The 12293-nt window shown below is 58.5% G+C and carries 17 protein-coding genes and 1 tRNA gene; 4 read left to right on the top strand and 14 right to left on the bottom strand.

The genetic code is table 11. The annotated features are described in order from the left end of the window. Positions 1-321: 321 nt before the first annotated feature. Positions 322-1566, bottom strand: a complete 1245-nt coding sequence (locus RJT68_RS06175) for a sulfatase (RefSeq protein WP_407039498.1) — start codon at positions 1564-1566, stop codon at positions 322-324. 240 nt (positions 1567-1806) lie between these two features. Between RJT68_RS06175 and RJT68_RS06170 the strand changes: the two genes are divergently transcribed. Together RJT68_RS06170 and RJT68_RS06165 are read left to right on the top strand one after the other, a co-directional pair. Further along, entirely contained in the window at positions 1807-2043 is a 237-nt protein-coding gene (locus tag RJT68_RS06170) for a hypothetical protein (protein ID WP_407039497.1), read from the top strand. A 488-nt stretch (positions 2044-2531) separates the two neighbouring features. Next, positions 2532-3002 carry a type IV pilin gene (locus tag RJT68_RS06165; RefSeq protein WP_407039496.1) on the top strand — a complete coding sequence of 157 codons (471 nt, stop codon included), beginning with the start codon at positions 2532-2534 and terminating at the stop codon, positions 3000-3002. Positions 3003-3447: 445 nt separating this feature from the next. Here RJT68_RS06165 and RJT68_RS06160 read toward each other — a convergent pair whose 3' ends face one another. The 8 genes from RJT68_RS06160 to RJT68_RS06125 form a co-directional block, all read right to left on the bottom strand. Next, positions 3448-3699 carry a hypothetical protein gene (locus tag RJT68_RS06160; protein ID WP_407039495.1) on the bottom strand — a complete coding sequence of 84 codons (252 nt, stop codon included), beginning with the start codon at positions 3697-3699 and terminating at the stop codon, positions 3448-3450. Positions 3700-3873: 174 nt separating this feature from the next. Then, positions 3874-4452, bottom strand: coding sequence for a helix-turn-helix transcriptional regulator (locus RJT68_RS06155; RefSeq protein WP_407039494.1), 579 nt, complete (start codon positions 4450-4452; stop codon positions 3874-3876). 190 nt (positions 4453-4642) lie between these two features. Further along, entirely contained in the window at positions 4643-5131 is a 489-nt protein-coding gene (locus tag RJT68_RS06150; RefSeq protein WP_407039493.1) for a DUF411 domain-containing protein, read from the bottom strand. 4 nt (positions 5132-5135) lie between these two features. Next, positions 5136-5840, bottom strand: a complete 705-nt coding sequence (locus RJT68_RS06145; protein WP_407039492.1) for a class I SAM-dependent methyltransferase — start codon at positions 5838-5840, stop codon at positions 5136-5138. Positions 5841-5842: 2 nt separating this feature from the next. Next, a complete protein-coding gene (locus RJT68_RS06140; RefSeq protein ID WP_407039491.1) occupies positions 5843-6847 on the bottom strand; it encodes a DUF63 family protein in 1005 nt (334 codons plus the stop codon). A 36-nt stretch (positions 6848-6883) separates the two neighbouring features. Beyond that, positions 6884-7117 carry a hypothetical protein gene (locus tag RJT68_RS06135; RefSeq protein ID WP_407039490.1) on the bottom strand — a complete coding sequence of 78 codons (234 nt, stop codon included), beginning with the start codon at positions 7115-7117 and terminating at the stop codon, positions 6884-6886. Beyond that, the gene (locus tag RJT68_RS06130) at positions 7114-8319 is read right to left on the bottom strand and encodes an NAD(P)/FAD-dependent oxidoreductase (RefSeq protein ID WP_407039489.1); all 1206 of its coding nucleotides are present in this window, start codon (positions 8317-8319) and stop codon (positions 7114-7116) included. The genes RJT68_RS06135 and RJT68_RS06130 overlap by 4 nt, the downstream gene beginning before the upstream one ends. Further along, positions 8316-8654: an ABC transporter permease gene (locus RJT68_RS06125; protein WP_407039488.1), complete on the bottom strand. Its 339-nt coding sequence runs from the start codon at positions 8652-8654 to the stop codon at positions 8316-8318. The genes RJT68_RS06130 and RJT68_RS06125 overlap by 4 nt, the downstream gene beginning before the upstream one ends. A 182-nt stretch (positions 8655-8836) precedes the next feature. Between RJT68_RS06125 and RJT68_RS06120 the strand changes: the two genes are divergently transcribed. Then, the gene (locus RJT68_RS06120) at positions 8837-9439 is read left to right on the top strand and encodes a hypothetical protein (protein ID WP_407039487.1); all 603 of its coding nucleotides are present in this window, start codon (positions 8837-8839) and stop codon (positions 9437-9439) included. Positions 9440-9918: 479 nt separating this feature from the next. Here the strand turns inward: RJT68_RS06120 and RJT68_RS06115 are convergent. The 3 genes from RJT68_RS06115 to RJT68_RS06105 all read right to left on the bottom strand — a co-directional run bounded on the left by RJT68_RS06115 (position 9919) and on the right by RJT68_RS06105 (position 11341). Further along, positions 9919-9991 (bottom strand) — tRNA-Pro (locus RJT68_RS06115). 89 nt (positions 9992-10080) lie between these two features. Next, positions 10081-10707: a tRNA (pseudouridine(54)-N(1))-methyltransferase TrmY gene (gene trmY / locus RJT68_RS06110; RefSeq protein WP_407039486.1), complete on the bottom strand. Its 627-nt coding sequence runs from the start codon at positions 10705-10707 to the stop codon at positions 10081-10083. A gap of 73 nt (positions 10708-10780) precedes the next feature. Further along, positions 10781-11341, bottom strand: coding sequence for a metal-dependent hydrolase (locus RJT68_RS06105; RefSeq protein WP_407039485.1), 561 nt, complete (start codon positions 11339-11341; stop codon positions 10781-10783). Positions 11342-11558: 217 nt separating this feature from the next. On the opposite strand from RJT68_RS06105, the gene RJT68_RS06100 reads away from it, so the two are divergent. Beyond that, positions 11559-11723: an HVO_A0556 family zinc finger protein gene (locus tag RJT68_RS06100; protein WP_407039484.1), complete on the top strand. Its 165-nt coding sequence runs from the start codon at positions 11559-11561 to the stop codon at positions 11721-11723. A 78-nt stretch (positions 11724-11801) separates the two neighbouring features. Here the strand turns inward: RJT68_RS06100 and RJT68_RS06095 are convergent, their stop codons facing one another. After that, complete coding sequence (locus tag RJT68_RS06095) at positions 11802-11960, bottom strand: hypothetical protein (RefSeq protein WP_407039483.1); 159 nt, start codon at positions 11958-11960, stop codon at positions 11802-11804. 145 nt (positions 11961-12105) lie between these two features. Further along, positions 12106-12291 carry a hypothetical protein gene (locus RJT68_RS06090; RefSeq protein ID WP_407039482.1) on the bottom strand — a complete coding sequence of 62 codons (186 nt, stop codon included), beginning with the start codon at positions 12289-12291 and terminating at the stop codon, positions 12106-12108. Between the last annotated feature and the right edge of the window lie 2 nt (positions 12292-12293).

Here is a 12293-nt window from a genome sequence, read left to right as displayed (position 1 = left end):
CGTGCGCGACCGATCTCGAAACGGGTGCACCATGGACGACTGTCTCGGCCGTCGGTCGACCGGTTCACCTCACTCGAGCGAGCGAACGAAGATTAATGTTGTTGCCGTTCGCCGTCGATCCCGCTCGAGGTGGCCAACGCTCCCGCCACACGGGATTCGATCGATCCGATGTGCACACGAACTCCGACCGAAGCGGACCCGAGCGCGACCGTGCGACCTCGCGCGAATAGAAGCGACCCACGAACGGCTGGGAGGATCGAAGTGGGGTCGGGCTACTCGCCCGGCCGTCGGCGTCGGTGTCAACGCCTCCCCATCGGGTCGTCACAGCTGCTGCGTTGCGCTTAGCTCCTCGACGGACTCCTGGACTCTCGCCCGTTCGCGCTCGCCCTCCACGTGTTTCTCGACTAACTGTCTCGCCAGTAACTCGAGTTCGGGGACCGATTCCGGCCGCCACTCCCCGTCCTCGCGAAGTCGAAGCGTCTCCCGGTCGGGTCGCCACTCGTATCGCCAGTTTCGCCCCCGAATAGCGATCGCCGGATCGTAGTTCCGTCCCCAGGTCGTCTCCTCGAGCACGTCCTCGAACGGCTCGCCGGCGGCGAGTTTGGGGAGCAGTTCGGGCAGCGTTCGCAACGAAATCGGTCGTTCGACCGTTCCCGACGGCCCGTTGGCTACGACGAACGGGACGTGGAGCATTTCCTCGGAAACTTCCGCACCGTGGCCGTAGACCCCGTTCTCGCCGAACGCCTCCCCGTGATCGCCGGTGATCGCGACGAGCGGATCGCCGTCGACGTCGGCCAGGAACCGCCGGAAGAACTCGTCGGTGTACCTGATACAGTCGTCGTAGGACTCGACCAGCACGTCGTGGAACACCGATTCGAGCGGGAGGTCGAACTGGCCGGCGAACAGCGACAGGTTCGCCGGATACGAGAGTAAGCGGGAGCGCGAGCGGTACTCGCCCGGCGGGAAGTACGGCATGTGGACGTCGACGAGGAAGATCCACAGGAAGTACGGCGACTCCGCTCCCGCCACCCACTCGACGACGTCGTCGTAGAACGACTCCCAGGACATGAACATGTCCTGCCCCTGGTACCAGTTCGTCGCCAGCGCGACGACGTCGGTCACGACGTTGCGCTCGTCGGCCCCGCCCTCGACGAACCCGCTCGAGAGGCTCTCGTCCATGAAGTCTTCGAACCGGTCGAAGTCCCGATCGTAGTTGAAAAACCGGGACGTCCAGGGATTGGCCGTGAACGCGGCGGTCTCGTAGCCCATCTCCTGGAACCGCTGGGGGAGCGTTCGCCGCGCGCGCATGTGGTGACGGATCCGTTCTTTGTACCCGCTCCCGTCGCTCTCGAGATTCGGGTTCAGGTACTGGCCCGTCAACATCGCCGAGACGGAGGTGTTCGTCGCCGGCGCCGGCGCGACGGCGTTCTCGAATACGAGTCCTTCCTCGGCGAGTTCGTCGAGCGTCGGGGTGACGTCCTTCTCGTACCCCATGAAGCCACAGTGGTCGGCGCGCCAGCTATCGACGGTGATCAACACGACGTCCTCGAGGTCACCAGCGGGCATCCATTCGAAAACGGTCGGGTGGTACCTTTGTAATGTCATCATTTCCAACCGTCAGGCTCGGTGACGACCGACGGTGGGTGGCCGTGTCACGGCGGAGTCGGCTCCCGTCGCGTTCTCGGAACGACCCCGGTTCGAAGGCTCCGTTCGTCCCAGGACGTAACGTCAAACCACCAATACGGATTTTCGCGAGACCGTCAGTATGGAATACGTTACTATGTGGACCGGACGGCAAGGCTGACTATGGACGAACCGTACACGTTGAACGCGTCGAAATCGATCGAACTGCCGGAATCCGTGTACAGTCGCGTGGGCGATCGGGTCTCTCACAGTCCGTTCGATACCCCCGACGAGTACGTCGCGTTCGTCCTCGAGGAAGTTCTCGGGCGCGTCGAAGACGCGTCCGACCTCGAGACAGCGAACCAGGTCGACCAGGACGAGGTCGAAACGCGACTCGAGGCGCTCGGTTACCTCGAGTAGCGCCCTCGCACGAGTCGACCGATCCGCACGCTCGTGGAAAATCCCTCGAGGACCGCAGGACCCTCGCGCCGTCACGAGCGTGTCGTATCGACACCAAGATTCCGGACGCACGCACGACTCGAGCACAATCGACCGTGTGGATCAGCTACCGAACAGTTCGCTGGTTGTCATCGTAGCGCTTCAGGAGTCCGCTTCGCTTCGCGTCGTCGGAACGGTTTCAAATCTGATAACCGGCAGGCGGCGCCGTTTCAAGGAACTGCTGGAATCATTCTGCGCGCCACTGATTATCGTCTCTGAAAGCGATTCAGATCGGATGACTTTCACTATCGAATACCTTTATTACCACTGGCTAACGTGGGTACTGTCGAACGCAAGAAAGTGACAGAAGGCGACGGAGAGTGTGGGTGGAGCCCCGTAATCCGTCATCCGAATGCTCAACGGTGGGTATGATAAGCCTTCTGCCGGATTTCTTGCGGAACAATACAATCATGCAATGGACAAAGAAGCTAATCGGTAACGATAATGAGCGAGCCGTCAGCCCAGTAATTGGTATGATCTTGATGGTCGCAATTACTGTAATCCTCGCGGCAGTGATTGCGGCGTTCGTGTTGGACATGGGAGATTCATTAGGTGGTGGACAAATCAACGCCGCTGTGAGTGCTGAAACTGATAGCAGCGGTCACAACGCAACTGTTGAAGTACAAGAAATGGGTAATGCGGATGGTGTTGCTGTAGTCGATAGTGAAGGAAAAGTTGTTAAAGGGGAAGATAGAGATATTTTAACCTCAGCTGGTTCTTCACAGGAATACTTGAACGGGTCATCAGGAACAATAAATAAAGGTGAAAGTTACAAAGTCTTCGCATTTACCGGAGACACTGATGAGATCGGTAATGACGATGTATTGAGTGACAAAGCCGATGATACAAATCAAGTTGCCAGTTTCGAAACTAACGACTAATAACATGTTGGAATTATAATTATGTGCACGACATAGTTTATTTTTCACGCCTGCGTAGTCGTGTTACTCCGTGAGGACTCCCAACAGGCTTTACTAACTAGCGAGCGTGTTGTTATCGGTGAAGTGCGACGTTTGTGGAGAGGAGATCGAAGGGGAACGCATGTTTAAAGCACTCGAGGGGGAGACGCTCAAAGTCGGGACGTTTCACCCGGACTGCATCACGTGAACCGCCTCGGGGTCAAGCCCCGAGGCACTCGGCCTGCTTTTTCTGTAGAGGCTCTCAGGAACAAAAGATGAGCGAATGCGTATCCAAACCAGTGGAGAAATTTCTCGATCATCAAATCGACGTACTGGGGACGTGCCAATCACTCTTTTGCCGATACGTTTCCGCTCGTGTAATCGCCGAAGTAGGGCCCGTCACGATCAAAATATTTTCAGTGGCAGTTCAGCAGTGATTGCCGTCCGGATGGTGTTCGGCGTGTTGGTCAGCGTGTTCGGCGTGGTGCTCGGCGTTATCACCGTCGTGATGCTCACCGGGGGTGTGATCGCTCATGTGATCAGCCATCTGCCCCATGTACCCGACTTCGTCATCAGCCGTCACGTTCTCGTTCGTATCTGCGCTCACGATAGAAACTGCACCGACGAGTGCGACGACGAGCACTCCGATCAGGACTAAGCGCATTACTGGAGTTTTCATTGCATTTCACCTCAAGCGTAGTTAGGACGGGTTCACGGTTATGGATATGGATGTGAACACATTCAGGATACGGTCCGAGAACGTTTCTAGGACGATCTAAACGTTTCTTTCCTCGCAAATCGTTCGTCCCTTACGGTATCCAACGTCTCCAGTGTTCTTTCGACTGACATTCATCTACCGGTCGCGTTCGAGATCATCGCTCGGGTACACGCGATAGGTTCTCCCCTGCGGTTCCCGATACAGCAGCCCGCGTTTTTCGAGCGCCGTGACTGTCTGACTGATCTTGCTCTTCGAGAAATCCGATCGATCTCTGAGTTCAATTTGCGTCAGTCCGGGCGATTCGAGGACAGGTTCGAGGATGCGACGCTCGTCGTCAGGGAGCAGATCGAGCACGCTCCGGTTTGGTGCCCTATCGGATGACGTGACACGCTCGGTCAGGAATTCCCCTGACGAATCCGATTGATCCGACTCCTCTGAAGAGGGAGGGAGTTCGTTTTGCGTAGTAGATGGCGAACTAATCCGCTCCCGGACCCCGATATAGACGCCAGCCACGATGCTCGCGGCGACGATCGTTCCGAGCAGATACCACGCTGGATTCGTTCCGTGAACTGTGGCGGTGTCCATTCCCATGTGACCGCCCATTTCGTTCAGCGACGTCCATTGCTGGTAGGCTTGCCACGTCACAACCCCGCCGAGTAGGACGATCGTGCCGATTAGGAGAGCGACAATTCCATCGATCTGCTTTCGCTTCACGGTTGTTATTCTGCGTTTAATCACGAACGGGTCTACCTCTTCCGATTAGCGCGTAAGGTTGCCCAACGGACATGCTACTCGAAATCTCACATGAGAAGTCCGGACACGCCGATGTCTCAAGGTCATATTCCGTCATACCGGCTTTACTGGCTTCTAGCACTCGTTCGAGGGGATCGGAGTATTGGCCATGTCACAGTTCTGTATATACTGACGGATCGTCTCCGGACCGAATCTCGTACACTGTCCATGTTTTGTCTTTCTCACCACCCATTCCTGGAGACCCAGACGGCATTCCTGGTAACGCGATTCCGGAGATGTCAGGACCGTCTTCGAACAGCATGGAAACAGTTTCAGCCGGGACGTGACCTTCGACGAGATAGTCGTCCAGTTCCACGGTGTGGCAGCTTCGAATGTCGGAGTCAATCCCGCGATCGTCCTTCAGGGCCTCGAGATCCTCGGAAACGACCGTCTCAAGATTCGTCGTAAGGGCGTCGTCGAGGTATTCCGCGTAGACATCGCAGCAGTCGCAACTCGGTCCCTTGTACATCGTCGCGGCCGTCACCGGAATCGATTCGTCCGTTTCCCAATCCCCGGATCCGTCGCTCAGGCACCCTGCAAAAGCGATTCCGATTGCACTCGCACTGGCCAGCAAAGCTGCACGTCTCGACGTATCGACCATGGTATTATGACTCTACCTTCAGAGTGTTTGTTTCTGTGCCGACGGTTCCAAGCGGATGAGAATCGACTAATCGACGGCGATAGAATCGCCCCCGGACGAACGGACGAACCGGCGTAACACCGATCGACAGCCGTTCGAGTTCGATGACGTCGAATGCCTCCGCTCTAACGAACGTCGATGGTGTCCGCCGGGTCAGATGACACCCACCGGCAGCCCTCTTCCACATTGGTGCAAGCAAGTCCTGTACTCGCCGTCGCCATCCGTCGTCAGCGACGTGTTCGAGGAACCGGAACTCACCGCCTGGCTTGAGCACACGGACGACCTCCCCAACCGCTGCATCGACATCTGTGATCGTACAGAAGACCATCGAGGCGATGACGACGTCAAACGAGTCGTCAGGGTACGGAAGCGACTCAGCGCGTTCCGGCCGTATTTTGACGTCGAGGTCAAGCGCATCGGCCCGATCTCGTGCCCGTCGCTGCATGTGTGGATCAGGTTCGATTGCGTGGAATTCGATCGATCGATTGGACTCGATAGCTTTGTCGAAAAGCGGAAACATCGCTCCGGTACCAGCACCGAGATCGAGCACTCGTCCGTCGAGGTCTTGAACCAGGTATTTCCGATGCGGGTAGAGTACTGTCCGTTCTACGACCCACAGTACTGGATCGTACAGAGCAGCAAACAGCGGATGCGATTGTTCCCCGGTCATGGTCAGATTCCAAGCATCATTCTAAGACTGCCACGGACGCCCATCGGGAGCCCAACGGCGATGACGGCAATGACGAGCAGCCACCACCAACCACGTTCCATCTCGTCTTCACTATCCGCGAGTATCCAGACGATGATCGGCACGAGACCGAGTTTGAGGAGGAACGTTGAACTCGAAACCCCGGTTAGTTCGTAAATATGGTGTGTAAGTAACATTTTAGGCTCATATCCGAACAATGCCGTCCCGACGAGGTTCTGCGCCCCGTCCCACAACTGCCCGAAGGCGACCAAGAGGTAGATCGGACGCGTGAACGCAGTCATAATCCCGGCACGTCCAATAACGTAGAAACCGACTGTAAGAGCACCAGCGGCGGTCAGGGTGAATAACGGTACGGCAGGCCGAAACGTCTCAGCCAACGTCCCACCGTACAGCAATGTATACCCGACCGCTCCCACCGCCCAGATGCTACCGACGACTCCTACAACCGTTGGCCCTGAACCCGGAATTCTCCGTGGTAGTGCCTCTCCAAGAACGAGTGCGCCGAGGGCGACTACTGCAACGATGAGGTAGATCGGTGGCGTGATGAACAGTACTTCTAATCCGCCGAGCAGGGACGCGTCTGCGAGCGCTCGCATCGCCCCGCCGGCAATGAAGAATGGGACGAGCACAAACACGAGGCGTTCATCGAGCTCGATATCGAGATGTTTGTACAGGAGCCGGAGCCCAGGGAGGCTATACCCAACGATCCCGAGATAAACGAACGTATTGACGAACGTGTACCCTGGGGTCGCAGTAACACCGTTGCGGGTTACCGGCTCACCGGCAGCGTCGGCGACGACCGGCCCCCAGAGGTACTGCCAGATGAACTGGTCGTAAACGATCCGTGGGAAGAGGACGATACCGATGAATACGAGGAGCGGTGGCCCCACGAGGTAAGTTACCCACCATTCAGTCGTGCCTGGTTGTCGGATGCGCTGAAACCGTCTTGCGAGGAGGTGTTCGCTCATGTGAAGTTGTGAGTTGGATGTTTAATCTGTGGGTGATCAGTCAGCTAGCTCACCGGGAGAATTGTAGCTCGAACTGCGTCGATACTGCATGTAGAGGACCCCTCCAACGGTGATCACCACAAGGCCGCCACCGAGGAGGATCCAGTTTCCTGTTGACAGGGCGAAGCCACTGGTACCCCAGCCAAGGATGAGAAACCCGATAAGGAAGATTTTCATCGCACAGCAGACCAGCATGGCTGTCGAATGTCCGGAACTGTGCTCCTTTGTCATTGGTGGGTCACCTGTGTCACGGGTTGCTGACTACCAAACTCCCACTGGCCAGTCATGGCCGCATAAACCCTCCTGAGAACGCCACTTCTCAAGAACATCTTCCCGAACAGGATCGGGTGTTCCGCAAGTCGAGCCAACACTTTTCCAGGTGAACGATCGAGTTCTTCGATGTCTAACCCCGAGCCTGCTCGAACTGCTGCACCGAGGATCTGCGGTTTGCGCGCCTCAATGAAATACCGAATGATCGTTGCGAGCAGGTACTCTGCTTTCATCGTTCGGTACAACTGGTCTGGATACTCGTGTAACCGCCCATCAGCCGCTAACTCCGCTGCTAGGTACGCGGATTGAACGGCCTGTGAGATACCCTTTCCCGATAATCGGTTTGCGATGCCGGCAGCGTCGCCGACGCGAACGACGGAATATTCTGGCAGGTAGGTACACGCGGGATCGAGACTCGGGCCTTCCGGAATAATCGCAATATTGGTGCGATTCTGTGAGGGTTCTGGCCACCCGTTACGCTTGCACGCTGCCTTGAGCCCAGCCATATAATCGTCGGGCCGCTCGCTGGCGACCCACCCGATGCCAACGTTGGCACGCGTTGGGGTCTTCGAGAACGCCCACGAATATCCGGTATAGTTTTCCAAGACGATTCGGCTGTTCGGGTAGAGATCGGTGAAGTCACCTTCTACGTCAGCATTGAGCGCAACGAGGTGACCTGAGTACTCGTCAGTCGTCCCCAGCGCTTTACTGGTAAGCGATGGCTGGCCGGTAGCGTCAACGATCACATCGTACATGTTGGTGAACTCGTGAAATTCTGTTCGGGAAATCGGTTGATTTTCGTGAACCGCGACTCCGTTCTGGGTAAACCGTTCAGCCCACGTGCGCTCGACGACGTTTCGGTCGGTGATGTACGTATTGCGTGCAGTAAATTCGCCGCGTCCGGTACAGCGACGACCGGAACTTGCTTTATCGTACACTTCGACTTCCATTGCTGGAAGCTGATTGAGGGACCCATTTTCCTCCGTGGGCTCCAGCGGGATCGAAGACACAGCGGTCATCGCTTCCCCGCAATTGACGCGTTTGTTCGTGTAGGACTGGCGTTCGTAGAGATCCACGTCGAAGCCCGAATCGTGGAATCCCTCTGCGGCCGCCAGGCCAGCCATTGCACCACCGATTACTGCGACTGTTGAGTTCTGTGTCATGGAATCACCTGAAAGCGGGACGTACGTTGACCACCAGTGAGTCGATAGAAAAGCAGGACGGCTATCACCCCGGCGAGAAAGAGATACCCGAGCGCCCATCCCAAATGTACGAGTGTATCCGATTGTGCTGTGAGGCCTGCGTCGAAGACAACTTCCATCGGATGGTATCCGGGGAGCATTTTCACCCACCACGCGTCTTCGCCCATCGGAAAGAGCGGTGATTGAAAGAGGCCGATGTCGAGCATTGAGACGACGAGAATCGTCCACAGGCCAGCCACCCTGTCGAAGACGACGCCGAGCACCATCCCGGCGAACCCGTACAGGAGCGTTACCACGAAGGATAGCGAGGACGAACAACGCCGGTTGTTCGGGCATCACGTCGTAGGCCACGACACCCACGGTGACCGCCGTCACCAGCGTTACCAGAACACTGAGCGTTCCGAGACGAGCGAGGATCACCTCGCGCGCCCGGTAGCCTGCCAACACCAGCCGGCCATCGACGTTCCGGGCATCCTGCATGAGTAACAGCCCGACGATCCCCGCGATGATGGTGCTCGTGAGTGGTGTCATCGCAACGCCGTGGACCTCCGGGAGGCCTCGCGTGACGACCTGCATTTCTCCGTCGATCGGAAGCTCGGTCGGCATCTGCGCGTCTTGCGTGACAGCAAACGCGACGGTGATAAACGCGATCCTCTCTAACTATCAAGACGAAGAAAAAGAGGTTCTGTATTCCAACTTCATAGACTACGGCCGAAAGTGCGACATTGTAGAGCTAGAAGTGAACAACAACGACCTGCTTGAAAACGAGTACAGAATCGTGTACAGTGCGCCACGGAGCCGTGCAAAACAGATTGAGGAGTTAACTGGGAAGATGGCTGCTTTTGAAATGCAAGAAATTCTGGAGAAGCGATTGACCGTGAAGAAAAAAGAGATTGTCACGGAGTTGGAACAGGATCATGCGACAGGCGGCGTAACCCTAGACGATTTTGTGAACAGTGAAGATAGCGGCCGAAGCTCAAGGCTTTGTCCGGTATTCAGACAAAAAGGTATGCATGTAGAACCGTCCATCATTCTGGAATCCATTGGGTTGCTATTCGGCAGACAATGTACCAAATATTGAATCACACTACCCGTACTTGATTCTCTGGTGTTTATAAGGCGAAACTCTGCATGCCCGACGAGTAACAACGGTGATCAACTGTAGTTTTCTACACTACTGTCTAGTTTCGATTCAAAACTTAGTAAGTGTCGGTGGGAACTGGCAAACTCCAGATGTCTTTTGAAACGGGGTCGCGGACAATACCGAGTTGACAGTGATGGTTGACGAGGACCAAGGAGAACGCTCGTGAAGAACACAAACGAAAAGAGTACTGCATTAATGGACAGGCTGGAAGTGCGTGGTAAGGTCATTCAGCCGCGGGACTGTCACCTACCATATCGCTTCACGTCCACCCTGGTAGCTCCACGCCTAATCGCGCGCGGGCCCGGACGTCCACTATGAGCCATAGTGGACTCTCCCCTCGTATTCCCGCGTGCGACAGGCTTGACCCTGAGCTATAAGGCGATTACCCACGACTCCCGAGTCGCTGTGAGGGATAGTGGGCCGGCGCAGATTCGAACTGCGGTTACGGCCACCCGAAGGCCGAAGGATACCAAGCTACCCCACCGGCCCGCATTCGAATCGAGTTCGCCCGGCAGTTTAACCCTTGCGAAAACCCCGCCGGTCGGCCGGCGCTCGAGTCAAGTCCCCCTCGAGCGCCCTCATAACGTCCGGTAACCGTCGGTATCGAGATAGTGGTGCGCGATCGTGATCGCGTGGTCCGCGTGGAGCCGTCGCGGACCGAGTCGAACGCGCCGGTCGGCCGCCTCGGCGAGCAGGTCGGCCTCCTCGTCGGTGAAGTCGCGATGGTCGGAGAGGACGAAGATCGGGTTCTCGAGGGCGTCCGCGTCCGAGTCGTCGTCACCCTCGAGGTCGACGATCGGTTCGCCGTCCTCGTGGAGCTGCACCACGGTCCCTTCTTCGGCGACGGTCTCGAGCGTCGCCTCGACGCCGCGGCGGTAGACCTCGATCCCGGGGCTCGGTTCGGCCGGGAGGGCGCCGATGGCCTCGTCGCGGTGCTCGAGCGCCTTGCGGATCAACGCGGCGGTCGAGCGCTCGTCGGGGTTGAGCCTGCGCAGGTCGGCGCCGTCGAAGACGATCGCGAGTTCGTCCCGCGCGACGAGGTGGACGCGGACGTCCTCGCGGATGCCGTGGGAGGTGACGAACGCGGACGTGACGGATCGACAGATGGCGTCGAGGCGACCGGCGCCGCCGGCGAGGTCGTCGAGCGAGAAGTCGGGCGCGGTCGGGACGTCGTGGCCGATGAGTACGAACTGACGCTGGGCCATGGTGACCCGAACCGACGCCGGGCGGGGGGAAAGGGGCGACGATTTCGGCCGGCGGGAGGCGAAACGGGAGCGATTACGAACTCGAGGGGCGGATCCGCCTGAGGGTGCGCGAGGCGTACTCGAGGCCGGGCGCGCCGTCGCGGTACCAGACGGCGATCGCCACGGCAAACAGGCCGAGTTGCGCGACCTCGTAGGTGCCCATCTCGTAGGTGAGGAACGCGTCGATGATCCCCCCGGGTTCGTCCACCGGGTGATAGGGGACGACGGGCCAGAAGAAGTACGTCGTTCCGGTGAAGTCACCTCGAAGCGTCGACGGCGGGATGTCCGCGAGCAGGTGCACGACGTGTCCGATTACGAAAGCGAATGCGACCGTCGGATCGACGCGGTCGAATCGGCGGACGGCGACGAAGACGACGAGGACCAACGCGGCGGCGAAGAGGAGCGAGTGGCTCAGCGTCCGACCGCCCGGAAGGACGTCGAACGTCCAGGCGAGCGGTTTGTCGATCAGGTCGGGAAACTGCGAGCCGATCGCGACGGCGATCGCCGGGAGGGCGCGCGGCGCGCGGTCGTACCGCCTGGCCGCGTAAACGGAGTACAACAGGTAGGCGACGGCGAGGTGTCCCCAGGGCCACATCCCTCGAGGGTTTCGCCGACGTCGGAATAGTCCCTTCGGAACGCGACGACCGCGGACGGCGTCGAGACTCGAGGCCCAAGCGGGAATTGTGGCCGACGGGCTTCGAATCGAGGGTCGTAGGTCGCGTGTGAAATCCCTCGATTGAGCAGTGAAACGGTCGAACGAGTTGCACAGGCATGGTGAACCGTTTCCTCCGCCGTGGGTGTGCGGTCGAGATATGGCACAATCGGAGTCGGACGGGCAGCAACTCCTCGCGATCCTCGAGGGTCGCGACTGTCCCGTCTGTTCGGAGGGCGAACTCGAGAGAAACGAGTACAAGGGGAACCGGGCGGTCCGGTGTGACGCCTGCGGGACTCCGCGGGTGCAGGTCTGGTCGACGTAGGTACAGGTCTGGTCGGCCTATATCGTTCGAACGGTCGATTCGACGCGGGAACGGCCGCGTGCGATCCACCGCGGCCGCTCACAGTTCCTGGGCGCCGATCCAGCGTTCGTCGCCGTCGGACGCACACCACGGGGCGTGCGCGTCGTAGCATCGAGCATCCATCGCGCTTCCGCACGTACACCAGCGCTGGGACTCGTTCGGGACGAACCGTCGGCACAGTGGACATCTCGTCTCCATGGTAGTTGGCAGCACGATTCGGCGCTTAGTTCTTTCACGGTCGTCGGTGGCGGTCACGACGACCGGACTCGAACGGTGTCATCGGAGACGAGGTGCGTTCGAGCTTACACACCGTTCGGTACGACGTGCCGCTCGAGGAGGGCCGTCACGGCCGCGCCCCCGGATAGTCGTGACCGACGACGAGGGCGAAGACGTGCAGCGACAGGAGCGCGACGACGAGGCCGAGGCGGCCGGCGGAATCGATGCCGGCGACGAACAGCGGCACGTAACAGACCGGCAGAAGGGTGCCGAGCCAGAATCCGATCGCCGTTACTGGCGTCCCGATGCTCATTC

The organism is Halovalidus salilacus (assembly GCF_031852275.1).
GTDB lineage: Archaea > Halobacteriota > Halobacteria > Halobacteriales > Natrialbaceae > Halovalidus > Halovalidus salilacus.
Note: the sequence above shows the minus strand (reverse complement) of the source record. Positions and strands in the feature narration are given on the sequence as shown.

Excerpts from the sequence above, each read along its gene's own strand:
- RJT68_RS06175 (WP_407039498.1), bottom strand. The coding sequence starts at position 1,566 with ATGCCCGCTGGTGACCTCGAGGACGTCGTGTTGATCACCGTCGATAGC.
- RJT68_RS06170 (WP_407039497.1), top strand. The coding sequence starts at position 1,807 with ATGGACGAACCGTACACGTTGAACGCGTCGAAATCGATCGAACTGCCG.
- RJT68_RS06165 (WP_407039496.1), top strand. The coding sequence starts at position 2,532 with ATGCAATGGACAAAGAAGCTAATCGGTAACGATAATGAGCGAGCCGTC.
- RJT68_RS06160 (WP_407039495.1), bottom strand. The coding sequence starts at position 3,699 with ATGAAAACTCCAGTAATGCGCTTAGTCCTGATCGGAGTGCTCGTCGTC.
- RJT68_RS06150 (WP_407039493.1), bottom strand. The coding sequence starts at position 5,131 with ATGGTCGATACGTCGAGACGTGCAGCTTTGCTGGCCAGTGCGAGTGCA.
- RJT68_RS06145 (WP_407039492.1), bottom strand. The coding sequence starts at position 5,840 with ATGACCGGGGAACAATCGCATCCGCTGTTTGCTGCTCTGTACGATCCA.
- RJT68_RS06140 (WP_407039491.1), bottom strand. The coding sequence starts at position 6,847 with ATGAGCGAACACCTCCTCGCAAGACGGTTTCAGCGCATCCGACAACCA.
- RJT68_RS06135 (WP_407039490.1), bottom strand. The coding sequence starts at position 7,117 with ATGACAAAGGAGCACAGTTCCGGACATTCGACAGCCATGCTGGTCTGC.
- RJT68_RS06130 (WP_407039489.1), bottom strand. The coding sequence starts at position 8,319 with ATGACACAGAACTCAACAGTCGCAGTAATCGGTGGTGCAATGGCTGGC.
- RJT68_RS06120 (WP_407039487.1), top strand. The coding sequence starts at position 8,837 with ATGAGTAACAGCCCGACGATCCCCGCGATGATGGTGCTCGTGAGTGGT.
- trmY (WP_407039486.1), bottom strand. The coding sequence starts at position 10,707 with ATGGCCCAGCGTCAGTTCGTACTCATCGGCCACGACGTCCCGACCGCG.
- RJT68_RS06105 (WP_407039485.1), bottom strand. The coding sequence starts at position 11,341 with ATGTGGCCCTGGGGACACCTCGCCGTCGCCTACCTGTTGTACTCCGTT.
- RJT68_RS06100 (WP_407039484.1), top strand. The coding sequence starts at position 11,559 with ATGGCACAATCGGAGTCGGACGGGCAGCAACTCCTCGCGATCCTCGAG.
- RJT68_RS06095 (WP_407039483.1), bottom strand. The coding sequence starts at position 11,960 with ATGGAGACGAGATGTCCACTGTGCCGACGGTTCGTCCCGAACGAGTCC.
- RJT68_RS06090 (WP_407039482.1), bottom strand. The coding sequence starts at position 12,291 with ATGAGCATCGGGACGCCAGTAACGGCGATCGGATTCTGGCTCGGCACC.